This window comes from Herbidospora daliensis (assembly GCF_001570585.1).
Taxonomy (GTDB): domain Bacteria; phylum Actinomycetota; class Actinomycetes; order Streptosporangiales; family Streptosporangiaceae; genus Herbidospora; species Herbidospora daliensis.
Window position 1 is genome coordinate 560,310 of record NZ_BBXF01000002.1, and the last position, 21,251, is coordinate 581,560.

19 protein-coding genes and 1 tRNA gene are annotated in these 21,251 nt (G+C 68.6%); 10 read left to right on the forward strand and 10 right to left on the reverse strand.

Annotated features, from left to right (window positions below):
• Positions 1-648 carry a hypothetical protein gene (locus AW274_RS08900; RefSeq protein ID WP_157519926.1) on the reverse strand — a complete coding sequence of 216 codons (648 nt, stop codon included), beginning with the start codon at positions 646-648 and terminating at the stop codon, positions 1-3.
• A 113-nt stretch (positions 649-761) separates the two neighbouring features.
• Here AW274_RS08900 and AW274_RS08905 point away from each other — a divergent pair, with 113 nt between their 5' ends.
• Both AW274_RS08905 and AW274_RS08910 read left to right on the forward strand, forming a co-directional pair.
• Positions 762-1,430, forward strand: a complete 669-nt coding sequence (locus tag AW274_RS08905) for a response regulator transcription factor (RefSeq protein WP_062430581.1) — start codon at positions 762-764, stop codon at positions 1,428-1,430.
• Positions 1,427-2,809 carry a sensor histidine kinase gene (locus AW274_RS08910; protein WP_062430582.1) on the forward strand — a complete coding sequence of 461 codons (1,383 nt, stop codon included), beginning with the start codon at positions 1,427-1,429 and terminating at the stop codon, positions 2,807-2,809. The genes AW274_RS08905 and AW274_RS08910 overlap by 4 nt, the downstream gene beginning before the upstream one ends.
• Here the strand turns inward: AW274_RS08910 and AW274_RS08915 are convergent.
• Positions 2,806-7,197, reverse strand: a complete 4,392-nt coding sequence (locus tag AW274_RS08915; protein ID WP_439648765.1) for a HAMP domain-containing protein — start codon at positions 7,195-7,197, stop codon at positions 2,806-2,808. The genes AW274_RS08910 and AW274_RS08915 overlap by 4 nt on opposite strands.
• A 94-nt stretch (positions 7,198-7,291) precedes the next feature.
• Between AW274_RS08915 and AW274_RS08920 the strand changes: the two genes are divergently transcribed.
• The 5 genes from AW274_RS08920 (at position 7,292) to AW274_RS08935 (ending at position 10,538) form a co-directional block, all read left to right on the forward strand.
• Entirely contained in the window at positions 7,292-7,804 is a 513-nt protein-coding gene (locus AW274_RS08920) for a DUF305 domain-containing protein (protein ID WP_083973947.1), read from the forward strand.
• A 36-nt stretch (positions 7,805-7,840) separates the two neighbouring features.
• Positions 7,841-8,215 (forward strand): ATP-binding protein, encoded by a 375-nt coding sequence (locus AW274_RS08925; protein ID WP_062430585.1) that lies wholly within the window; start codon positions 7,841-7,843, stop codon positions 8,213-8,215.
• A gap of 1,370 nt (positions 8,216-9,585) precedes the next feature.
• A complete protein-coding gene (locus AW274_RS41860) occupies positions 9,586-9,705 on the forward strand; it encodes a DLW-39 family protein (RefSeq protein ID WP_212735470.1) in 120 nt (39 codons plus the stop codon).
• On the forward strand, positions 9,675-10,403 hold the full coding sequence (locus AW274_RS08930) for an HAD-IA family hydrolase (RefSeq protein WP_232320047.1): 729 nt from the start codon (positions 9,675-9,677) through the stop codon (positions 10,401-10,403). The genes AW274_RS41860 and AW274_RS08930 overlap by 31 nt, the downstream gene beginning before the upstream one ends.
• A 62-nt stretch (positions 10,404-10,465) precedes the next feature.
• Positions 10,466-10,538 (forward strand) — tRNA-Ala (locus AW274_RS08935).
• A 59-nt stretch (positions 10,539-10,597) separates the two neighbouring features.
• Here the strand turns inward: AW274_RS08935 and AW274_RS08940 are convergent.
• The 5 genes from AW274_RS08940 to AW274_RS08960 form a co-directional block, all read right to left on the reverse strand.
• Positions 10,598-10,789, reverse strand: coding sequence for a hypothetical protein (locus AW274_RS08940; RefSeq protein WP_062430586.1), 192 nt, complete (start codon positions 10,787-10,789; stop codon positions 10,598-10,600).
• 48 nt (positions 10,790-10,837) lie between these two features.
• Positions 10,838-11,557, reverse strand: coding sequence for an ABC transporter ATP-binding protein (locus AW274_RS08945; RefSeq protein WP_062430587.1), 720 nt, complete (start codon positions 11,555-11,557; stop codon positions 10,838-10,840).
• On the reverse strand, positions 11,530-12,288 hold the full coding sequence (locus AW274_RS08950) for an ABC transporter permease (protein WP_062430588.1): 759 nt from the start codon (positions 12,286-12,288) through the stop codon (positions 11,530-11,532). The genes AW274_RS08945 and AW274_RS08950 overlap by 28 nt, the downstream gene beginning before the upstream one ends.
• Positions 12,285-13,220, reverse strand: coding sequence for an aliphatic sulfonate ABC transporter substrate-binding protein (locus tag AW274_RS08955; RefSeq protein WP_062430589.1), 936 nt, complete (start codon positions 13,218-13,220; stop codon positions 12,285-12,287). The genes AW274_RS08950 and AW274_RS08955 overlap by 4 nt, the downstream gene beginning before the upstream one ends.
• Before the next feature lie 72 nt (positions 13,221-13,292).
• On the reverse strand, positions 13,293-14,210 hold the full coding sequence (locus AW274_RS08960) for an NADP-dependent oxidoreductase (protein ID WP_062430590.1): 918 nt from the start codon (positions 14,208-14,210) through the stop codon (positions 13,293-13,295).
• 93 nt (positions 14,211-14,303) lie between these two features.
• On the opposite strand from AW274_RS08960, the gene AW274_RS08965 reads away from it, so the two are divergent.
• Positions 14,304-14,843 carry a TetR/AcrR family transcriptional regulator gene (locus tag AW274_RS08965; RefSeq protein ID WP_062430591.1) on the forward strand — a complete coding sequence of 180 codons (540 nt, stop codon included), beginning with the start codon at positions 14,304-14,306 and terminating at the stop codon, positions 14,841-14,843.
• Between the two features lie 173 nt (positions 14,844-15,016).
• On the opposite strand, the gene AW274_RS08970 is transcribed toward AW274_RS08965, so the two are convergent.
• The 3 genes from AW274_RS08970 to AW274_RS40105 form a co-directional block, all read right to left on the reverse strand.
• On the reverse strand, positions 15,017-18,187 hold the full coding sequence (locus tag AW274_RS08970; protein WP_062430592.1) for an FG-GAP-like repeat-containing protein: 3,171 nt from the start codon (positions 18,185-18,187) through the stop codon (positions 15,017-15,019).
• Positions 18,188-18,434: 247 nt separating this feature from the next.
• On the reverse strand, positions 18,435-18,629 hold the full coding sequence (locus AW274_RS08975) for a hypothetical protein (protein ID WP_062430593.1): 195 nt from the start codon (positions 18,627-18,629) through the stop codon (positions 18,435-18,437).
• A gap of 86 nt (positions 18,630-18,715) precedes the next feature.
• A complete protein-coding gene (locus AW274_RS40105; RefSeq protein ID WP_157519928.1) occupies positions 18,716-18,907 on the reverse strand; it encodes a ricin-type beta-trefoil lectin domain protein in 192 nt (63 codons plus the stop codon).
• A gap of 577 nt (positions 18,908-19,484) precedes the next feature.
• On the opposite strand from AW274_RS40105, the gene AW274_RS08980 reads away from it, so the two are divergent.
• Positions 19,485-20,189, forward strand: a complete 705-nt coding sequence (locus AW274_RS08980) for a hypothetical protein (protein WP_062430594.1) — start codon at positions 19,485-19,487, stop codon at positions 20,187-20,189.
• 403 nt (positions 20,190-20,592) lie between these two features.
• Positions 20,593-21,153: a GNAT family N-acetyltransferase gene (locus tag AW274_RS08985; RefSeq protein WP_062430595.1), complete on the forward strand. Its 561-nt coding sequence runs from the start codon at positions 20,593-20,595 to the stop codon at positions 21,151-21,153.
• Positions 21,154-21,251: the final 98 nt, after the last annotated feature.

Here is a 21,251-nt window from a genome sequence, read left to right on the forward strand (position 1 = left end):
TCAGTTCTCTGCGGGAGCCAGGGGGGCGGCCGATTCGGCCGGGACCGCGGTGGCGAAGCAGACGACCTTGGCGCCGTCGGGTGCGTTGGGGCCGTCGCTGGAGAAGGTGGGGCCGGCCTCGCCGGGCTCTTCGGTGGTGGTGTGCGTCGGGCCTTCGGGAGCGGCCGGCTGTGCCGCGTCGACGCTCGCCTTGACGCCTGCCTCGCCCGCCGGGATCGCGGCGACCACCTTGCCGAACTCGACGGGGTCGCCGGGCTTGCCGGGGAACGGCTGCGCGCGCAGCGTCACGGGTCCGCCGGGCTCTCCGGGCTGTCCGGGGAGGGGAGCGGCGATTACCACGTCGGTCGGCCCTGCCTTCTCCGGGGAGACCGGGACCGCCGAGGCGACGCCCGCGCCGCCGGTCTGGGCGCCGGGTTCGGCGGGGGTGGCCGGGATGGCCTTGGTGAGGGAGAGGCTGGTGACCTCCTTGCCGTCGATGGTGACGACGCCTTCCTTGATCTCGATGCCCTCGGCCCCGGCCGTGCAGGCGATGGAGCCCCCGACCGGCTTGAGGGTCGGGGTGTCGTCGGTGGCGTTGGCGGCGCCGGTCACGCCGAAGGTGACAGCCAGGGCCAGCAGGCCCGATACGGCCAGGCGGCGGTGTTTCACGTGGAACATCTCCTTCGTTCGGTTGATCAGCCACACTGGCGGGGCCTACCTGAAGCCAGGCTGAAGGACGCCTCTTCAGGTTGGCTTTAGGTGCCCTTTGCCAGGCTGGCCGGATGCGCGTGCTGCTGGTGGAGGACGAACGGCGTCTGGCCGACCTGGTGAAGTCGGGCCTGGCCGACGAGGGGTTCGCGGTCGACGTCGCGCACGACGGCGCGGAAGGGCTCTGGCTGGCGGGGGAGCACGACTACGACGCGATCGTGCTCGACGTGATGCTCCCCCGGCTCAACGGCTACGCCGTCTGCCGCCGCCTGCGTGACGACGGGAACTGGACCCCGATCATGATCCTCACCGCCAAGGACGGCGAATACGACGAGGCCGAGGCCCTCGACACCGGTGCCGACGACTTCCTGTCGAAACCGTTCTCCTATGTGGTCCTGCTGGCCCGGCTCCGCGCGCTGGTCCGGCGCGGCAAGTCGGCCCGGCCGGTCGCGCTGACCGTGGGAGACCTGGTCGTCGACCCGGCCGGGCTGCGCTGCCGCCGGGGCGAAACGGGGATCGCCCTCACGCCCAAGGAGTTCGCCGTGCTGCACGCGCTGGCCAGACGTCCGGGGGAGGTCGTCTCCAAGGCCGACCTGCTGGCCCAGGCGTGGGATTTCGCGTACGACGGCGACCCGAGCATCATCGAGGTCTACATCAGCGCGTTGCGCCGCAAGATCGACGCGCCCTTCGGCCGCACGTCGCTGGTCACCGTCCGGGGCGCCGGTTACCGGCTCGAATCATGAGCGGCTGGTCGGTACGCCTGCGCGCCACCGTGACGGTCACCGTCATCGTGGCCGCCGCCCTGGGGATCGCCTCGGCGGTGCTGATCGGGGTGCTGCGCACCAGCCTGCTCACCGGGGCCGCCGACGAGGCGGGCCGCCGCGCCGACCAGGTCGCCACGCTGATCGCCTCCCCGGCCGAGTCGTTCACGCCGGTCACCCCGGTCACGTCACCCGCGCCCGCTCAGCCGCTCGGTCCGCTCGTCATCCATGAGGAGGCCGGGCCGATCTCCGCGGTCAGGGCCGACGCCGCCGGCACGGTCGTGATCACCCAGCCGGGGGAGCCCGCCGCCGGCGTGACCGGAGTGACCGGGTTGCGGGCGACCGGTGGGTCGATCTCGATCACCGATCCGAACGTGATCGTCGGGCATCTCGATCCGGCCCTGCCCGTGGGGACCGTCGCCGCCGGCGACGGGTTCGTCACCGCCACCCGCGCTCTCGACGCGACCACCACCGTCTCGGTCCGCGCCTCGCTCGCGCCGACCCAGCTGGCGCTGCAGACGCTGACCTGGGTGCTGGTCGTCGGCATTCCGGTGCTGCTCGCCATGGTGGCCGCGCTGACCTGGTTCTCGGTCGGCCGGGCGCTCGCGCCCGTGTCGGCGATCCGCGCGAAACTGGCCGACATCACCGCCCGCGACCTGCACCAGCGGGTGCCCGAACCGCACGCCCGCGACGAGATCGCCGCCCTGGCCACCACGGTCAACGGCACGCTCGACCGTCTCGAAACCGCCGTCGGCCTGCACAAACGGTTCGTCGCCGACGCCGCCCACGAGCTGCGCAGCCCGATCGCCACCCTGCGCACCCGGCTGGAGCTCGGCGAACGCGACGCCCCTGCGCTGGCCAAGGAGTCGCTGACCGACGTCACCCGGCTCCAGGCGCTCGCCGCCGACCTGCTGGTGCTGGCGCGGCTCGACGCCGGGGAGCCGTTGCGCCTCCAGGAGGTCGATCTGGGGCAACTCGCGACGGAGGAGGCGCTGCGATGTCCCGTACCGATCGATCTGGACATCGCGCCCGGCGTGGTGGTGCAGGGCTCCCCCGCGCAGCTCACCCGGGTGATCACGAACCTGATCGCCAACGCGGTGCGGCACCGCTCGTCGAGCGTTTCGGTACGGGTCGCGCCCGGCCCCGTCTTGGAGGTGCTCGACGACGGGCCGGGCATCGCCGAGGAGCACCGGGAGACCGTTTTCCACCGGTTCACCCGGCTCGACGAGGCGCGCGACCGCGACGCCGGCGGGGCCGGGCTCGGGCTCGCCATCGCGCGGGAGATCGTCGTCGCCCACGGCGGCACGCTGACGATCGCGGACAGCCCGCGCGGTGCGCTGTTCCGGCTGACCCTTCCCTAGAACTCCAGCCACTGCTGCATGCGGGTGATCAGCTCTTCGGCGTCGACGGGCTTGGTGACGTAGTCGCTCGCGCCCGCCGACAGGGTCTTCTCGCGGTCGCCGTGCATGGCCTTGGCGGTGACGGCGATGATCGGCAGGTTGGCGAAGCGGGGCATCTTGCGGATGGCGGCCGTGGCGGCGTAGCCATCCATCTCGGGCATCATGATGTCCATCAGGACGAGGTCGACGTCTTCGTGACGGGCCAGCACCTCGATGCCCTTGCGGCCGTTCTCGGCGTACAGGACCTGCATTCCGTGCAGTTCCAGGATGTTGGTCAGCGCGAAGACGTTGCGGACGTCGTCGTCCACCACCAGGACCTTTCGGCCGACCAGGCCGGTGTCGACGTTATCCACAGCCTGTGGACGCTCGTCGGGGCTCGCCTCCACGAGCGGCAGCACCGCGCCCGGGTCCTGCGCGGTCAGGTGCAAAGTGATGCGTTCGCGTAGTTCGTCGAGGCTGGGCAGGCGCTCCAGCGGCTGGGTGTTCGACCGGCCCTGGAGCAGGTTCTCCTGCGGGCGGGTGAGCGTGCGGGTGTGGTGGGCCAGGATCGGGACCTCCCGCAGGGCGTGGTGCTCGTCGAGGCGGCGCAGGAACTCGGCGGCGGCGTCCTGCGGCATGCCCAGGTCGAGCACGATGCACTGGTAGCCGCCCTGCATCAGCGCGGTCATCGCCGAATCGGGGTCGTTGGCCGTCGACACCCAGACCGGGCCGTGCGACTCGCCGAGGTCGGCGACCACCGACTCGGCCAGCTGGGCCAGCAGGCCGTTGGGGCGCGACTCGACCACCAGCAGATGGCGGCCCTCGCGGGTCAGCGGGATGCGCACGATCCGGCGCGGCGGGTCGAGGCGCGGCGGCTGGATCATCGGCATCGCCTCGGCCAGCGGGATGAACAGGCTGAACGTCGACCCTTCGCCGAGCTTGCTGACCGCTCTGATCTCGCCGTCGAGCAGCGCGGCGATCTCTCGGCTGATCGACAGGCCCAGGCCGGTGCCGCCGTAGCGGCGGCTCGTGGTGCCGTCGGCCTGCTGGAAGGCGTCGAAGATCTGCGACAGGTTGCCCTCGGCGATGCCGATGCCGGTGTCGACGACGTGGAAGGCGAGCATGTCGTCCTGCGACCGCTCGATCCGCAGCTCCACCGAGCCGCGTTCGGTGAACTTGATCGCGTTTGACAGCAGGTTCCTGAGCACCTGGCGGAGGCGCTGCTCGTCCATGAGCAGGTGGGTCGGCACGTCGGGCCCCACGACGACGTCGAAGCGCAGGCCCTTCTCCGTGGTCAGCGGCCGGAAGGTCGCCTCGACGTAGTCGAGCAGCTGCCGCAGCGGCATGGCCTCCAGCGTGATGTTCATCTTCCCGGCCTCGATCTTCGACAGGTCGAGGATGTCGTTGATGAGCTGCAACAGGTCGGTGCCGGCCGAGTGGATGACGTTGGCGTACTCGACCTGCTTGGCGGTCAGGTTGCGCGCCGGGTTCTGCGCGAGCAACTGGGCCAGGATGAGCAGCGAGTTCAGGGGTGTACGCAGCTCGTGGCTCATGTTGGCGAGGAACTCGCTCTTGTACTTGGACGCCAGCGCGAGCTGCTGCGCCCGGTCTTCGAGCTCCTGGCGGGCCTGCTCGATCTCGCTGTTCTTCGTCTCGATGTCGCGGTTCTGCTGGGCCAGCAGCTCGGCCTTCTCCTCCAGTTCGGCGTTGGAGCGCTGGAGCTCCTCCTGCCGGACCTGGAGCTCGGTGGCCAGGCGCTGCGACTCGACCAGCAGGGTGTCGGTACGGGCGTTGGCGACGATCGTGTTGACGTTCACGCCGATCGTCTCGACCAGCTGGCTCAGGAAGGTGCGGTGGATCGCGGTGAAGCGGTTGAGGCTGGCCAGCTCGATCACGCCCAGGACCTGGTCTTCGACCACGATCGGCAACACGATCAGGTTGACCGGGCCGGCCGAGCCGAGGCTGGAGGAGATCGTCAGGTAGCCGGGGGCGATGTCCTCGACCAGGATCGGCTCCCTGGCCGCGGCGGCCTGGCCGACGAGCGACTCGCCGAACTCGTAGCGGCGGTCGTGGTCGCGGTGGCCGTAGCTGCCGACCACCTGGAGGGTGCCGGTCTCCTCGACCAGGAGGAAGGTGCCGTACTGGGCGTTGACCAGGGGGGCCAGTTCGTTCATGACCAGCTCGGCCACCACGGCCACGTCGCGGTGGCCCTGGGTGAGGCCGGAGATGCCGGCCAGGTTGGTCTTGAGCCAGTCTTGCTGCTTGTTGGCGAGCGTCGTCTCGCGCAGCGACTTCACCATCGAGTTGATGTTGTCCTTCAGCTCGGCGACCTCGCCCGAGGCGTCGACGGTGATCGACCGGGCCAGGTCGCCCGAGGTCACGGCGCTGGTCACCTCGGCGATGGCGCGCACCTGGCGCGTCAGGTTCCCGGCCAGCTCGTTGACGTTCTCGGTGAGGCGCTTCCACGTACCGGAGACACCCTCGACCTCGGCCTGGCCGCCGAGCCGGCCTTCGGAACCGACCTCGCGGGCGACGCGGGTGACCTCGGCGGCGAAGCTGGAGAGCTGGTCGACCATCGTGTTGATGGTGGTCTTCAGCTCCAGGATCTCGCCGCGCGCGTCGACGTCGATCTTCCTGGTCAGGTCGCCCTGCGCCACCGCCGTGGTGACCTGGGCGATGTTCCGCACCTGGTTGGTCAGGTTGTTGGCCATCGAGTTGACGTTGTCGGTGAGGTCCTTCCAGGTGCCGGCCACGTTGGGCACCCGCGCCTGACCGCCCAGCTGGCCCTCGGTGCCGACCTCGCGGGCGACACGGGTGACCTCGTCGGCGAAGGCGCTCAGCGTGTCGACCATCCGGTTCAGGGTCGCGGCCAGCGCCTCGACCTCGCCGCGCGCCTCGATGGTGATCTTCTGGCTCAGGTCGCCCCGGGCCACCGCCGTGGCGACCTGGGCGATCGACCGCACCTGGCTCGTCAGGTTGGACGCCATCACGTTGACGTTGTCGGTCAGGTCCTTCCAGGTGCCCGACACCCCCCGCACGGTGGCCTGGCCGCCCAGGTTCCCCTCGGTGCCGACCTCGCGGGCGACGCGGGTGACCTCGTCGGCGAAGGCGCTGAGCTGGTCGACCATCGTGTTGATGGTCTCCTTCAGCTCCATGATCTCGCCTCGGGCGTCCACGCGGATCTTCTGGGTCAGGTCGCCCTTGGCGACCGCCGTGGTGACCTCGGCGATGGAGCGGACCTGCGCGGTGAGGTTGTCGGCCATGACGTTGACCGACTCGGTGAGGGCCTTCCAGGTGCCCGAGACGCCCTTCACGTCGGCCTGGCCGCCGAGGCGCCCTTCGGTGCCGACCTCTCTCGCGACCCTCGTCACCTCGTCGGCGAAGCTGGACAGCTGGTCGACCATCGTGTTCAGGGTGTTCTTGAGTTCGAGGATCTCCCCGCGCGCGCTCACGGTGATCTTCTGCGACAGGTCGCCCCGGGCCACCGCCGTGGCCACCTGGGAGATGTTGCGGACCTGGTCGGTGAGGTTGCCGGCCATGTAGTTGACCGAGTCGGTGAGGTCGCGCCAGGTGCCCGAGACGCCCTTCACGTCGGCCTGGCCGCCGAGGCGTCCGTCGGTGCCGACCTCACGGGCCACGCGGGTGACCTCGTCGGCGAACGAACTGAGCTGGTCGACCATCGTGTTGATGGTGTTCTTCAGCTCCAGGATCTCGCCCCGGGCGTCGACGGTGATCTTCTGCGACAGGTCGCCCTTCGCCACGGCCGTGGTGACCTGCGCGATCGACCGCACCTGGTCGGTCAGGTTGCCGGCCATGAAGTTCACCGAGTCGGTGAGGTCGCGCCAGGTGCCCGACACGCCCTGCACGTCGGCCTGCCCGCCGAGGCGTCCGTCGGTGCCGACCTCGCGGGCCACGCGCGTCACCTCGTCGGCGAAGCTGGAAAGCTGGTCGACCATCGTGTTCAGGGTGTTCTTCAGCTCCAGGATCTCGCCCCGGACGTCCACCGTGATCTTGCGGCTCAGGTCGCCCTTCGCCACCGCCGTCGCCACCTGCGCGATGTCACGCACCTGGTCGGTCAGGTTGCCGGCCATCGCGTTCACCGAGTCGGTCAGGTCTTTCCAGGTGCCCGAGACGCCCGGCACGTCGGCCTGACCGCCCAGCTGACCCTCGGTGCCGACCTCGCGCGCGACCCGGGTCACCTCGCTGGTGAACAGGGAGAGCTGGTCGACCATGCCGTTGAAGACGGTCGCGATCTCCTTCAGCAGACCGTCGCCGTCGTCGGTGGGGAGCCGGGTGCCGAAGTCGCCGTCGCGGACCGCCGTCAGACCGGCGAGCAGCTGGCGGAGATCGAGTTCCCGTTCACGCTTGATCGTGTCCACACCCGCTCCATCTTCCTGACCCTGGATTTCGCCTTTCCACCGTAGAACCTGAACCTGACCGGGTCATCACACGTACCTCCGGCTGATGAGCGCGATTCGGCTATTGGCGACCAGCTTCGTACTGCTGCTGGTCGTCGCGTGTTCCGGTACGGATCCGGCGGATCCAGACGTGCGGTTCTCCCTGGAGATGATCCCCCACCACCGGCAGACCCTGCAGCTGGCCGAGATGGCCAAGGGACGGGCGTACAGCGACTGGGTCAAGGCCGCCTCGGCCGAGATCAGGGCCCAGGGCCCCGCCGACCTGCAGATGATGGCGAACTGGCTCTCCACCTGGGAAGTCGCCGAACCCCCCGGCGGCGCCCGCCCCATCGGACCGGGCAACGTGACCGACGCCGAGTTCGCCAAACTGCAGGGCCTCACCGGCCAGGCCTTCGACAGCGCCTGGTACGGCCTCATGTCCCGCCACCTCGAAGCGGGCATGACCATCGGCCGGATCGTCCTCGCCGTCGGCGACCACTCCCCGACCGCCGACCTCGCCCGCCGGTTGGTCAACGATCAGGAGGAGATGCTCGCCGAGATAGGGCGTCAACTGGCCTAGGCTGGGCGGTAGTCGAAATCCCAGGAGGCGGTGCCGGTGGCGAACGACCTCCTTCTGTCCCTCGACCTCGACCAATCGACCGTGCCCGAGGTGCGTCGGCGCGTCCACGAATGCGCCGGGGCGGTCGGGTTGTCGGGGCTGGGCCTCGACGATTTCGTCCTCGCCATCCACGAGGCGGTGACCAATGCGGTGCGCTATGCGCAGTCGCCGCGGGAACTGCGGTTGTGGCGCGAGGGGGAGCGGGTGTTGTGCGAGGTGTCCGACGGGGGGCCGGGCATCGCGGGCGGGCCGTCGCGGACTCCTACGGGTGGGCGGGGACTGTGGCTGATGCACCGGCTGACGACGATCGTGGTGAGTACGGCGCCTGAGGGGACCACGGTGCGGCTGACGGTGGGGTTGTCGCGGGGCTGACTTGCGGTGCGGCGGGGGCTGGTTTGGGGTTGTTTTCGCGGGCCGGTGGGCTGAGCTGCGGCCGGTATGCCTGGGTTGGCTGAGGGCCTGCGAGGTTTCGCGTCTGCGTGCAACGCGCTGATCAGCGCCTTCTGAAGGGTCAGCGAGCTGGTCCGCGGGGTTGTTGCCGTGCGACGCTTCGCGACCCCAGTCGGAGTGAGTTCGTTCCGGGAAATGGTCCTGGCGACGGCGTTGAGTCCGCGACTAATTCGGTGCTGCTGGGGCCATGCGGCGAGGCTGATCGGAGGCCGCTGGGTTGAGTTGCGCTGGTATGCCTTGATCGGCGCTGGGCAGCGTGTCAGGCCTGTGTGAGCTGCCATGGTGCTGATTCTGGGATTTCTGGGGGCTGGTCGCCTCCGTCGATGCTGCGCGGCGGATTGAGCTGCGGCGGTGCTGATCAGAGGCTCTGGGGCCGGGTGAAATGAGCCGCGATCGGTTGGGCTCGGTCGCCGCTGCTGGGGCTGCGGCGGCGGTTTGCGTCTGGGGAGCTGCCCGGATGGTGATTGAGGCTGTTGAGGGCTGGCGATCTGGTTTTCGCGTGGTGTGCCTCGGTTGGCTGCGGCCACCAGGGCTCGGCGAGGTTTCGCGTCTGCGCGCAACGGCGCTGATCAGCGCCTTCTAGACGGCCGGTGAGCTGGTCTGCGGTCAGTATCTTTCGGTCGGCGTCGCGCGACGTTTCGCCTAGCCAGGCGAAGTCAGCTCGTCCCGGGAAATGGTCCTCGAGATGACGTGAAGTCGGCGAATATGTCCCGCGCAATTCCGGTGCTGAAGGTTGCCGTTGGGCTGCCATGTTTCTGGTGGCCATGCTGGCGAAAGGGCCTCAGGTGGTTACAGCGTGACGGGGTTCGGGTCGTCTGGCGGTCTCTCATCGCGGACTCGCGCGGGGTGATCTCGATGTTTCCCAAGGAGGAGCCGCAGCAGGGCTGAGGTCCTGGGTCGTGAGGCGCTTCGGCCGTTTTCCACGCGCTGATCGATGGCCTGAGGGGTCCCGGCTCCCCTGTATCAAGTCCTGGAACCGGTCTCTGGCGGCAAGCCGGATGTCCCGGAAGGGCGGGTTCGGTGTCGATCGTGTGGTCGACTGTGGGAGTGTGGGAGCCGGTATCGGCGCGATTCGTGGGGCCTCCGGAGTCACCGGAGTGCGGCTGACGCAGGGGTTGGTGCGGGGCTAAGCTCGTGGCTCACCTGGGGTCTCGTCTCTTTCGCTGATAGCAGAGCCCTCCTCGGTACGGCTTTCACGGCTGAAATCCTCGGGGGGATAAAGTGTTGTATTCGGCGCGCGGCCCGGGGGCGGAACCGGGCGTTTGTCTCACCCGGGAAATGGGGTCATCACTATGAAGAAGCTGCTCCTTCTTGCCATCGTTGCCGTCGTTGGCCTGCTGTTCTGGCGCAAGGTCCAGGCCGATCGGGCCGAGCTCGACCTGTGGACCGAGGCGACCGGCAGCGAGAACTGATCTTCGTGATCAAGCTGGCCTGCCTCGACCTGGCGGGCACCACGATCGGCGACATCGCCCTGGTCGAACGGGCGTTCGCCGAGTCGATCGCGACGCAGGGAATCGTCCCCGGGACCAGCGCGTACGCACGCGCGATGGTGCATGTGCACCGGTCCCGGGGATGCCCCAAGATCGACGTATTCCGGGGCATCTTCCCCGACAACGAGGCGCAGGCCCAGGCCGCCAACCTGACCTTCGAGCGCTCCTACGAGGGGTCCATCGAGCGTGCCGGCGTCACGCCGCTCCCCGGAACCGTCGAAGCACTGGAGAAACTGCGCGGCGCCGGCATCAAGATCGCCCTGGTGACCGGCTTCTCCCGAGGGACCATGGGCCGCATCCTGGGCGCCCTCGGCTGGTACGACCGCGTCGACCTCGCCCTCTCGCCCGAAGACTGCGGCCGAGGGCGGCCCTACCCCGACATGATCCTCACCGCTGTCATGAAGCTGGGCGTCGAAGACGTCCGCGAGGTCGCCGTCGCCGGCGACACCGAGAGCGACATGCTCTCCGCCCGCCGGGCGGGGGCTTCCGTGGTGGCCGGAGTGCTGACCGGGGTGCACAGCCGCGATCGGCTGACCGCCGGCGGGGCGACCCACATCCTGGAGTCGATCGCGGATTTCCCGGCGGTCGTGATGGGGAGTGACGTGGCCGCCGTCCGGTGAGTGGCGGGCACCTCGAGATCCTTGCTACGGTGTAGCGACGTCTGCTCGGTGCGGGCGCAATCGGGGCCTTAGCTCAGCTGGCAGAGCGCCTGCTTTGCAAGCAGGATGTCAGGAGTTCGAATCTCCTAGGCTCCACCCACGTAAAAGCCCAGGTCAGAGGCCATTCCTCTGCCTGGGCTTCAGTGTTTCTCGGGCTATTTTCGGTCCCGTGCCCGTTGCGTGCCCGATGGCTTTTCCTGTGCCCGCTGGGCGAGGTCGTTGAGCTTGTCGGCGATTTCGCGTTGGCGCTCGTCGGTGGAGTGCTGGTAGATGAGGGCGGCGCCGGAGCTGCTGTGGCCCATTCGCTTCATGAGGTCGCGAGTGGAGGCGCCGGCGAGAACAACCATGCGTGTGGTCGCGACCTCCCACGAGTGCGTAGCTCCAACTGGTGCCGTCTACTCCTCTGGATCGGCCGGGACGTGGAGCAGGGCCAACAGGCGGCGGCGTAGTTCGTTGAAGCCCGGAACGTCAACCGCGCGCGGATGGCCCAGGTCCACCTCGATCTCCTCGGCGATGCGTCCCCCGTCCAGCACCAGGAGACGGTCCGACAGGAGCAGTGCCTCCTCCACGTCGTGCGTCACCAGCAGGGCCGCGAAGCCGTGCTTGGCGCGTAGCCGGCCGAACAGCGCCTGCATCTTCAGTCTGGTCAGGGCGTCGAGCGAGCCGAAGGGTTCGTCGAGCAGGAGCAGGTCGGGTTCGCGTACGAGCGCTCGGGCGAAGGCCACCCGCTGGCTCTGGCCGCCGGACAACTCCGACGGCCAGGCGTGGCCGCGGTCGGCCAGGCCGACCTCCGCCAGCGCGGTCGCCGTTCGGTCGGGGGCGTCGTTGCCGCGTACGCCCAGGGCCACGTTTTCCGCCACCCGCTTCCAGGGGAGCAGGCGGTGTTCCTGGAAGACCACGGCCCTGGAGCCGGACGTGGTGAACTCGCCGGTCGCCTCCTCGTCGAGGCCGGCCAGGATGCGCAGCAGCGTGCTCTTGCCCGAGCCGCTCTCGCCCAGCAGGGCGACGACCTCGCCCTTCTCGATGCGCAGGTCGACGCCGGCCAGGACGGTCGTGCCGCCGAAGACGCGGCGGACGCCGGTGGCGGTTACGACACCTTCAGGCCGCGACGCCATGACAACGCTCTCCTTTCCGCGGTACGCAGGGCCAGGTCGGACAGCAGGCCGAGGGAGGCGTAGACGATCAGGCCGAGGACGACGATCTCCGTCTGGCTGAAGTCGCGGGCCTCCATCATCATGAAGCCCAGGCCGCTCTGGCCGTTGACCTGCTCGCCCACGACCAGGCTGAGCCAGCCGGCCGCGAACGCCAGGCGCAGGCCCAGGAACAACGACGGCATCGCGCCGGGCAGCACGACGTGGCGGATGCGCTCCAGTTGGGTGAGGCCGCAGGTGCGGGCGGCCTCGACCAGGCGTTCGTCGATGTCGCGGATGCCGGCGTAGGTGTTGAGGTAGATCGGGAAGAACGCGCCCAGGGCGACCAGCGAGACCTTCAGCGACTCCCCGATGCCGACCCAGATGATGAGCAGCGGCACCAGCCCGAGGTGGGGCAGCATGCGGGCCGCCTGCACGGGCGGGTCGACCAGGTCGTCGCCGTTGCGGAACAGGCCCGCGACCGCGCCCAGGAAGAGTCCGAGCAGGCCGCCGATGAGCAGTCCGAGGGCGGCCCGCTCCACCGATTCCAGCAGGTGCAGGCCGAGGGAGCCGTCCACGGTCAGGCGCCAGGCCGCCTCGGCGACCTTGCTCGGCGGGGGCAGCTTGTCGGGTGACAGGACGCCGGCCTGCGCGGCGCCCTCCCACACGGCGACGATGGCGATCGGGGTGATCAGCCGCCTTGGCCGGATCTTCACGTCAAGACGTCCGCGAAACTCGGGTCGATCAGGTTCTTGATGTCGACCCTGCCGGGGATGAGGGTCAGGTCGGCGAAGCCGTCGGCGATCTGCTGGAGTTCGTCGCCGATCGTGGCGTCCACCGGGGCGAGCGGCTGGGCGCTGCGCTCCAGGGCGCGGCGGGCGACGTCCTCGGGGATCTTCAGTTCCGGTACGAGCAGCTTGACGCGCTCCTCCGGGTTGGCGATGCCCCAATCGGTGACCTCGCGGTAGACCTTCAGGTACTCGCGTACAAGATCGGGCTTGTTCTTGAGAGCCTCTGGTGAGACCAGCAGGTACTCCCGGTTGTTGGCCAGGCCGGTGGCGTCGGCGAGCACCTTCACGCCGGGCGCCTCGGCCAGTGAGAAGTACGGGTCCCAGATGATCCAGGCGTCGACCTGGTCGTTGTCGAAGGCGGGGCGCGCCTCGGCCGGCTTGAGGTACTGCACCTGGATGTCGCTGATCTTCATGTCGTTGGCTTCGAGGAGCTTGACCAGCAGCCAGTTGACGTTGGAGCCCTTGTTGAGCGCGACCTTCTTGCCCGCGAGGTCCTTGAAGGAGGTGAAGCCGTTCTTCTCCTTGACCAGCACGGCCTCGCCCTTCGGCACCGGCTGCGAGGTCGCGATGATCTTGAACTTGGTGCCGCCGGCGGCCGCGAAGATCGGCGGGGCCTCGCCCGTCTGGCCGATGTCGATCGCGCCCGCCTTGAGCGCCTCCGTCAGCGCCGGGCCGCTCTCGAAGAGCGACCAGGTGGCGTCCTTGGCCAGACCCCTGGCCTTGAGCAGGCTCTGACCGCCGAAGCGCTGGTAGCCGACGCGCAGTTGCTCGCCGTCGGCCGTCGTCTCACCTCCCCCGCAGGCGGCGAGACTGCCGATCAGGGTGAGCACGCCAAATAGGGCAGCGATGCGGCGCATAGCGGGGGGCTCCTTGCGGGGAACGAAGCAAACGGCGCCAGTATGCCTACTAAACCTACTTTATGTATAGGATTAGTAGGGAATTGTCCTGACGTGGGAGATGATCACCTTTCCGCGCCGGGGAGACCGTGCCGCCAGCGCATGGGCCGCCGCCGCGTCGTGGGGCGGGAAGACCTCGCGTACCGGAACCCGGAACAGCCCCCGCTCCACGAGGGCCGCGACCTCCCCCAGTCCATGACGGCCGTCGGCCTGCCCGGCCGGCCGGCCCATGGACAGGCGTACACCTCTGGACGGACCCTCGAAGTCGGCCAGGGTGACGACGTCGCCGGCGCTGCCGGTGATCTTGATGAGGTCGTCCAGCGCCCCGGCTCCGGCGACGTCGAGCGCCCTGTCCACGCTCTGCGAGACGTCTTCGAGGCTCACCGGCCGGACACCGAGGGACTCCAGGAACGGATGGCTCTCCGCCCGCGCTGTCCCCAGCACCTGGGCACCCCGCGCGGCGGCCAGCTGCACCACGATGCTCCTGACCCCGCCCGCGGCGCCGTGCACGAGAAGGGTCATGCCGTCGCGGACACCCAGCAGGTCCAGCGCCCGGGTCGCGGTCTCCACCCCGGAGCCCGCCCCGCCCGCCTCGTGCCAGGGCATGCGTTCGGGCTTGCGTCCCCAGAAGTCGAGAATCGCATATTCGGCGGTGGCGCCGCCGAGCCCGGCGAGGGCGACCGTGCCGAAGACCTCGTCACCTGCGGAGACGTCCACGACCCCCGGACCGACCTCGTCCACCACCCCGGCGGCGTCGACGCCCGGGATGTGCGGCAGTGCGAGGTTCCCGCTCCCCGGGGACGTCCCCGCGCGCAGCGCCAGGTCGACCGGCGCGACGCCGGCCGCCTTGACCCTGATACGCACCTGTCCCTGGCCGGGATGCGGGTCCGGCGCGACACCGATCTTCAGCACGTCCGGCGGCCCGAATCGGTCGAACTGCACTGCCAGCATGGTTGCCTCTCCTTCGTGGACGACACTGAGGCAGAACCCGATTCCGAAGCAGGTGTTCCGGAACAGGACGAAGTGAGAGGAGGTCGGGGCGGAGTGTCTCGGAAAGAGAGGACCGACGCCCGGTCGAACCGTTCCGCCATCGTCGCCGTCGCACGTGACGCCTTCGCACGGGAGGGCCTGGACGTGCCGACCCGCAAGATCGCCCGCCTGGCCGGACTCGGCGTCGCGACGATCTACCGCCACTTCCCCACCCGCACCGACCTCGTCACCGCCGCCCTGGCCGACCACGTGGCCGCCTGCCGCGCCGACCTGCGCGCCGCCTGCGCGGAACCCGACCCGTGGACGGCCCTGTCCTCGGCCATCCGCCGCTTCGCGGCCCACCAGGCCCGGTCGATGGGACTGGTCCAGGCGCTGTTCGCGACACAGGACGCCGGAGACCCGTTCGGGGATGACCGGCGGGCGAACGCCTTGCTGTTGCAGGAGTTGGCCGACCGGGCGGGGGTCTCTTCTCGGGACGTGAAGGTGGCGTTGACGGCCATCGCATCGGTTCGGGGGTCGCGGGAGATCAGCCGGGAGGCCGCGATCGGGAGACTGCTGGAGATGCTGCTCGCCGGGATCAAAGCGGGATCATGACATACCGTCAGCCGCCGAAGAAGCCTGCCTTTCCGGAGGAACGTGAGTTCGCCGGGTGTACGGCTCCGCCCACCCTGACACCGCCCGCCGTCTCCAGTGGCAGGCGGCTGTCCTGACGCTCCTCACCCGCTCAGGTGCCCCGCCGTAACGGCGGAGCACCTTTCACAAGTGCTCTACCAGCAGCGGTTGGCCACGCAGAGCGGCAGCCCGTCCGGCGGGGGCGGCTGGGGATCGTCGGCCATGGGGTTGGTCGGTCCGGTCGAACCGCCCGGAGCGTTGTTGAACCAGGCCTTCACCCCGCCCAGGCTGTCGTGGGCGAGATAGTCGGCCCTGCGGTCACCGTTGATCTCTGCCAGGGTGACGTTCGCCCGGGCCACGCCGACACCCGAGGCGATCTCGCCGACGGCCGTCCACGCCGAGCCGGGTCCGCCCCGGTTGTTGATCCAGGCGCGGAGCTGGCCGGCGTCGCCGAGGACCAGGTAGTCGTCGCGGCGGTCACCGTTGACGTCTGCGAAGGTCACCGTGGGGCCTGAGGCGCCGACCCCGGAGGCGATCTCACCCTGGCTGACCCAGGTGACGCCGGTGGCGTTGCCCGTGTTGCGCCACATCTGGACCTTGCCCAGGCTGTCGACCACGAGGTAGTCGTCGCGGTCGTCTCCGTCGACGTCGGCGAACCTGATCTGGTCGCGGGGAGCGGAGCCCGAGGCCAGCCGGCCCTTGCTGGTCCAGGCGATCCCGTCTCCGGTGCCGGTGTTGAACCAGGCGTCGACCTGGCCCTGGTCACCGACCACCAGGTAGTCGTCGCGGTTGTCGCCGTTCAGGTCGGCGAAGCGGACATGGTCCCGCGGCCCGGCGCCGGAGGCGACGTCGCCCCGGAAGTTCCAGCCGACCCCGTCACCCTCACGGACGTTCAGCCAGGCCTGCACCCGGCCGTCGCCTTTGACCAGGAGGTAGTCGTCACGCCCGTCGCCGTTGAGGTCGGCGAACCGGACCTCCTGGCGGGGCGCGTCGGTGGAGGCGATCTGGCCCTGGTAGTCCCACGGGTCGGGACGGCCGAAGCGGTCGTTCAGCCAGGCGCCGACCTCGCCGGCCTCGTTGACGGTCAGGAAGTCGTCGCGGCCGTTGCCGTCGATGTCGGCCATGAGCAGGCCGGCCGGGCCGACCCCGGCGCCGCCGACGACGGTGCCCTGGTAGATCCACGGCCGGCTGCCGCCGTAGTTGTTCAGCCAAGCCCGGACGTAACCCGAGTCGTCGAACACCGAATAGTCGTCGTCGCCGTCACCGTCGAGGTCGTGGAAGCGCACCTGGCTCCCGCCGGCGCCGACCCCTGACGCGATCTCGCCTCGGGCCGTCCACGCCCCGCCGGCGGCGGTGTAGCCGTTCAGCCAGGCGCGCACCCTGCCTTGTCCGTCGACGACGAGGTAGTCGTCGCGGCCGTCGACGTCGACGTCGGCGAACCGCACCTGGTCGCGGGTAGCGCCGACGCCGGTGGCGACCACGCCCTTGGACGCCCAGCTCACGGCGTTGCCGGTGCCGACGTTGAGCCAGGCCGAGACCTCGCCGCCGTCGCCGACCGACAGGTAGTCGTCGCGGCCGTCGCCGTTGATGTCGGCGAACCTGACCCGCTCACGTGCCGCCGCACCCGAGGCGACCTCACCGGCGTAGTTCCAGCCGCCGCCCTGACCCGCGCGGTTGTTGAACCAGGCCCTGACCTGGCCCTGGTCGCCGACCAGGAGGTAGTCGTCGCGGCCGTCGCCGTTCAGGTCGGCGAAGCGCACCTGCGCCCGGCTCGCACCGGAGACCGAGGCGATCCTGCCGACGTAGTCCCAGCCGGCCGGACCGGGGCCTGGGGGAGGCTCCGGCGTCGGATTTCCCGACGCCGGGGTGCACGGCCGGTTGTCGCCGGGGAGCGCGGGCTTGACCAGCCCTTCGCCCATGGCCGCTTTGATCGCGTTGTGGTAGGTGTCGGCCATCTTGCGATAGCCGTTGTTGTTGGGGTGCAGCGTGTCGGTCAGGTCGGCCGCGGTGAGGATGGGTCTGGCCAGCCGGACTCGCTTGCCTTCGGCACGCCAGGTGTTGACGGCCTGCGGAAGATAGGCGTTGAACAGGTCGATCCGCGAGTTGGTCGCCGGGGTCGTCGACGGCACGAGGCTGGAGACGATGATCGTGGTGAGCGGCGCGACGTCGTGGACGTTGTTGATCAGACCGCTGAGGCGGTTGAGAGTCGTCTGGTGGTCCTGGCCGTTGGACAGGTCGTTGGTCCCGATGTGGAGGACGACGACGTTGGGCCGATAGCGGGCGATGTTGCATTCGGCCGCCAGAGCGTCGATCTGGCTGACCCACCAGCGGGGATGCCCCTCGTGGTCGGTGTCGGGGAGGTGACCCTGCCCGGAGTCGACGGAGCCGACGAAATCGAGTGAGCTCGTGTCGTCCTGCAACAGGTCCCACAGACGGGCCCGGTAGCCGACGCCACCGGGCGTGCCGCCGACGCCGTGGGTGATGGAGTCACCGAGCGGCATCACCCGTAGCGCGGTGGTGGTGGTCTCCAGACCGATGTCCTCCGCCGCCTCCACCACGGCCTCGCCCACGCGGGGGCCTTCCGTTCTCAGCGCGAGGCTGATCCGGCCGGCCATGTTGCCCACCCCGGAGTTCGGCCACCTCTGCTCGATCTTGGCGAACACCCCGGCGGCGTTGTTCATCTGCACGGTGAAACCACCCTGGTTCGCGACCGGCCCGAGCCACTGCTCCCAGATGATCGCATTGGCGGCCTGGACGATGCACCATCCGAGCAACCTGATCCATGGATCCCACTCGCCGGCTCCTCCACGGGTGAGGATGGAGACCGTACCGAAGACCGCGGTGACGAACACGGTCTGAAGCGCGGCGCAGAAGGACTTGGCGAACGGAGCCAAGACCGCACTGGAGAGGAATCCGACCACGCAGACGGCCCGGATGGCCAGTCCCACGACGACGACGCCCGCCCAGATGAACATCTCCTGCCACCAGTTGAGGTCGGTGTGCGCCTCCGGCGACACGATCGTGACCGACACCCCGCTGCTCGTCACGGTGAAGTGACCGTCGAAATCCTCGTCGAACTCGGCGGCCGGTCCGTCGATGGGCCACTCGGCCGGCCAGTTCGGGTTCCGGCGTTCGACCTCCTCACGAATGGTGTCGCTGAGTAGCTCGTTCCGGTTGTTGATCTCCTCGACATGGGCGACCAGGTCGGCCCGGTCGAAGCCCGCAGGCAGCTCGAACTCCATCGTGTTCGTGGTCGCAGCCTGCGCCTGGGACTGGAAGCCCACCTGAAGCAGCAGTGACAGGGTGACGAGCAGGATGGTGAGCACCCTGCCCCTTCTTCGAATTCGTGTGGACGTCATACGGCCTGACGTGGGCATGTCCCTCCATCGATTCGTCCACCGGCGGCTCGCCGAGTGGATCGGCTGATCAACCATCGGGGTGCCTCGCCGAGGGCGGCCGAGCAGGATGCGGCGGCGAATTGTCCCCGCGAGGCGGAGCTGCTGCTGGTGAAGGCTGCCGTTCCAGAGGGCGGGGGAAGTGGTGTGGGAGCGCAACCACCTCGCCCGGCGCCTGTCATCCGAGCTGCCAGCGCTCGTTCAGGAAGTTCGCGGAGACCCTCGTGCCTACCGCGCCATCAGGCCAGGTCCAGATGCTGTGGTTCTGGTTGCCGTGCCTCTGGTAGAAGATGACGTTCTTCCAGTTCGTGCCTGCCGCGTACCACTCGGGGTCGAGCGCGCTGTCGGCCGAGTCGCGCTCGGTCGTCGTCATGAGCCTCGGGCCGGAGTAGACGAACCCGAGGCACCTCTGCGTCGCCTTGTTCCTGAGGACGACGTGTGCGACAGCTGAAGGAGCGGCTAACACGGGAGGGTGTACACGGCGCCGGACCAGTTGCTGTCCAGGCAGCGGCCGGTCTGCTTGCTGCTCAGGACGTTCTCACCGACATAGGCCTGCGCGGGTGAGGGAAGCGCCAGTGTCAGCGTGGCGCCGGCCGCGACGGCGTTGGTCTTACGGCCGAGTCGAGCCCAGGTCCTTCTGGTATCGGACATTGTTCCTCCGTTTCAAGGACACCCCGGTCGGCGTCCCCGCCCTTCTAAGCGCGCATATAACCCGAGTAAATGCGCCGCACGGTGTACGGAGGATGAACGGCTACTCGTCGCCAGATGGCGATGACCACGAAAGTTTCGAGATTCGGCGATGAGTCGTGAGGCAAGTGCTTTCCGTGATTTTGTTTCGGCCAAGTAAAACGAATCGACTTGAATGCAGGAGACACTCGGCCGTGTCAACGTGAGAGGGGCTCGCCGTCGCCATGAGAGCTCGACGTCCCTACCGATTCCTTACGGCTGCGCCCGGGCGACGGCACAAACAATCGAAGGGAAATTCCGCTCGCCCCTGAGGAATTTCGCGGATTCAGAAGTGGAGATTGTTCCGCCAGGTGAACGACCCTTGCCACCGCACATCAGCATCAGCGCCGACCTCAGGGGGAAACGCGCCGAGAACCATGCTGGGCGTCACGCTCGCCTTCGCGGGAATCCGGCACCTTTAGGCACAGGCGCGCGTCCGCCCGCTCCAATGGGGGGAATATGGAAGGGCACTGCATGTATCCGGCTAGAGAAGAATGAGAACATGCACCTGATAGAAGACGTGACAGAGCTCGAGATCTGGCCGTTCGGGCTGATCGGCGCCGACGCTGATATCGCGGCTGCCCTCCTCTTCGCCGTGGATAAGAGGAGGGAGGCGGAGTTGCTCACCTGGCTCGCGCATGCGTGTCGCAACGAACGCTGGGTGTCCATGAGTCTTTCGCACGCAAAAAACGAGAGTACTCCGCCGCGGGGTTTGTACGATCGCAGGCCAAGCCTTATTCGGGACACGATGTCGCACAGCCTTCTACGAAGCGTTTCGCCGGTGTGGACTAGGGTCGATTGGTGCACGCTCGATCCGACTTCGCCTGAACTCTTCGATCTCTGGCAGACGATACGCAGGGGAAAGGGGCGGTCGGGCTGTCTTGGGCTGGCGGCGCCTGATGCTTTTCTCAATGACTGGACGGCGCTGACATCAGGCGTGATTTGGCGAAACATGCTTGCCTTGAGCCGTCAGAAATCCATCGAGTCGCTGGACGACCAAATCATCGGGGCCCATCTTTCCGGTATATCGGCTAGCGATTTCGTGCTGTTGGTTCCGCTCGACCTTCATCCGTGGGCAGGTGCCTTGATACTCGGTGGACCGGAGCGGGTTGCCTGGCTGAAGTCAATTCTTGATGAATATGAATATCCTTTCCCGGCGGTCCCTGCGGATGCGGTGTTTTCGAGAGGGGGGCGGGTCGCGCTCTAGATGTACTGGGTAGCTGGTGCTTGACGTGGTGGAAGCCGCCTTACTCCCCACGTCGGAGGTCTTCGTGGCTCAAGCTAACGCCCGTCTCATGGTGCACGGCTGAACGCTGCTGGTCGCCCATGTCGTCAAGGACTATGTATCTCCTGTAATGCGGCCACCGCTGGGGCCGCTGCTACGACCAGGAAGGCCAGGCTGCTTTGCGCCGCTGACCCACCGTCGAATTGGAGATCAGACGGTTGACTGGCACTGTGCGTTCGAGGGCGCCTGCTCGCCACCGGCGGCACCAAGCGGACGGGGCGGCTGTGGGATACAAGTGGTATCTACGACATGGAGATCATCCGGCGTGGGCAGCCGTCAGGAGATGGGCGTCCAAGGGGCCATGAGGACGGATAACGTGCCGTAGGTGCGGATCGTCTCGTTTCCCGAAAGTTCGGTGCCCGGGGTGTTCCGGGAGCAGGTGGTGGCCCTGCACGCATCTGAGTGGCCCGGTTCCTCCTCCGGTCATGATCCGCTGCTCGACCCGGTGTCCCTGCTGCTCCTCGACGGCGACGAGGTGGTCGCGACCCTCGACATCCTGAGCAAGCCGATCGTCCATGCTGAACAGACTTTCCAGGCGAGCGGTCTCAGCGCCGTGGTGACGCGAGGCGACCGGCGCGGACGGGGCTACGGGAAGGCGCTCGTCGCGGCGGCCCTGAGATCGATGGTTGACTCCGTGGCGGCCCCGCCCGATCTGGGGATCTTCACCTGTGACCGGCCTCTGCGGGCCTTCTACGAAGCCGCCGGTTGGGAGTGCCTACCGGGTACGGTGCTGATCGGCGGCACCCCGGACGACCCGTTCCCCAGCGACCAGTTCGACAAGGTCACCATGGGGGCCTTCTTCTCTCCGCGTGCCGTGCACCTGCGATCCGCCTTCGTCGGGGCCCGGGTCGCGCTGTTCCCCGGCGTGATCGACCGGCTGTGGTGACGGGATGGAATCGGCCCGGCGTGGACGAAGACGGTCATGGTCTACTCGCGTCGCCCTGCCATTGCTTGACCGGCATCGTGACGTATTCGACCGACCGG

What these genes read in the sequence shown, in the direction of transcription:
- AW274_RS08905 (WP_062430581.1), top strand. Translation starts at nt 762, where the DNA reads ATGCGCGTGCTGCTGGTGGAGGACGAACGGCGTCTGGCCGACCTGGTG.
- AW274_RS08910 (WP_062430582.1), top strand. Translation starts at nt 1,427, where the DNA reads ATGAGCGGCTGGTCGGTACGCCTGCGCGCCACCGTGACGGTCACCGTC.
- AW274_RS08920 (WP_083973947.1), top strand. Translation starts at nt 7,292, where the DNA reads ATGAGCGCGATTCGGCTATTGGCGACCAGCTTCGTACTGCTGCTGGTC.
- AW274_RS41860 (WP_212735470.1), top strand. Translation starts at nt 9,586, where the DNA reads ATGAAGAAGCTGCTCCTTCTTGCCATCGTTGCCGTCGTTGGCCTGCTG.
- AW274_RS08940 (WP_062430586.1), bottom strand. Translation starts at nt 10,789, where the DNA reads ATGGTTGTTCTCGCCGGCGCCTCCACTCGCGACCTCATGAAGCGAATG.
- AW274_RS08945 (WP_062430587.1), bottom strand. Translation starts at nt 11,557, where the DNA reads ATGGCGTCGCGGCCTGAAGGTGTCGTAACCGCCACCGGCGTCCGCCGC.
- AW274_RS08955 (WP_062430589.1), bottom strand. Translation starts at nt 13,220, where the DNA reads ATGCGCCGCATCGCTGCCCTATTTGGCGTGCTCACCCTGATCGGCAGT.
- AW274_RS08960 (WP_062430590.1), bottom strand. Translation starts at nt 14,210, where the DNA reads ATGCTGGCAGTGCAGTTCGACCGATTCGGGCCGCCGGACGTGCTGAAG.
- AW274_RS08975 (WP_062430593.1), bottom strand. Translation starts at nt 18,629, where the DNA reads ATGACGACGACCGAGCGCGACTCGGCCGACAGCGCGCTCGACCCCGAG.
- AW274_RS40105 (WP_157519928.1), bottom strand. Translation starts at nt 18,907, where the DNA reads ATGTCCGATACCAGAAGGACCTGGGCTCGACTCGGCCGTAAGACCAAC.
- AW274_RS08980 (WP_062430594.1), top strand. Translation starts at nt 19,485, where the DNA reads ATGCACCTGATAGAAGACGTGACAGAGCTCGAGATCTGGCCGTTCGGG.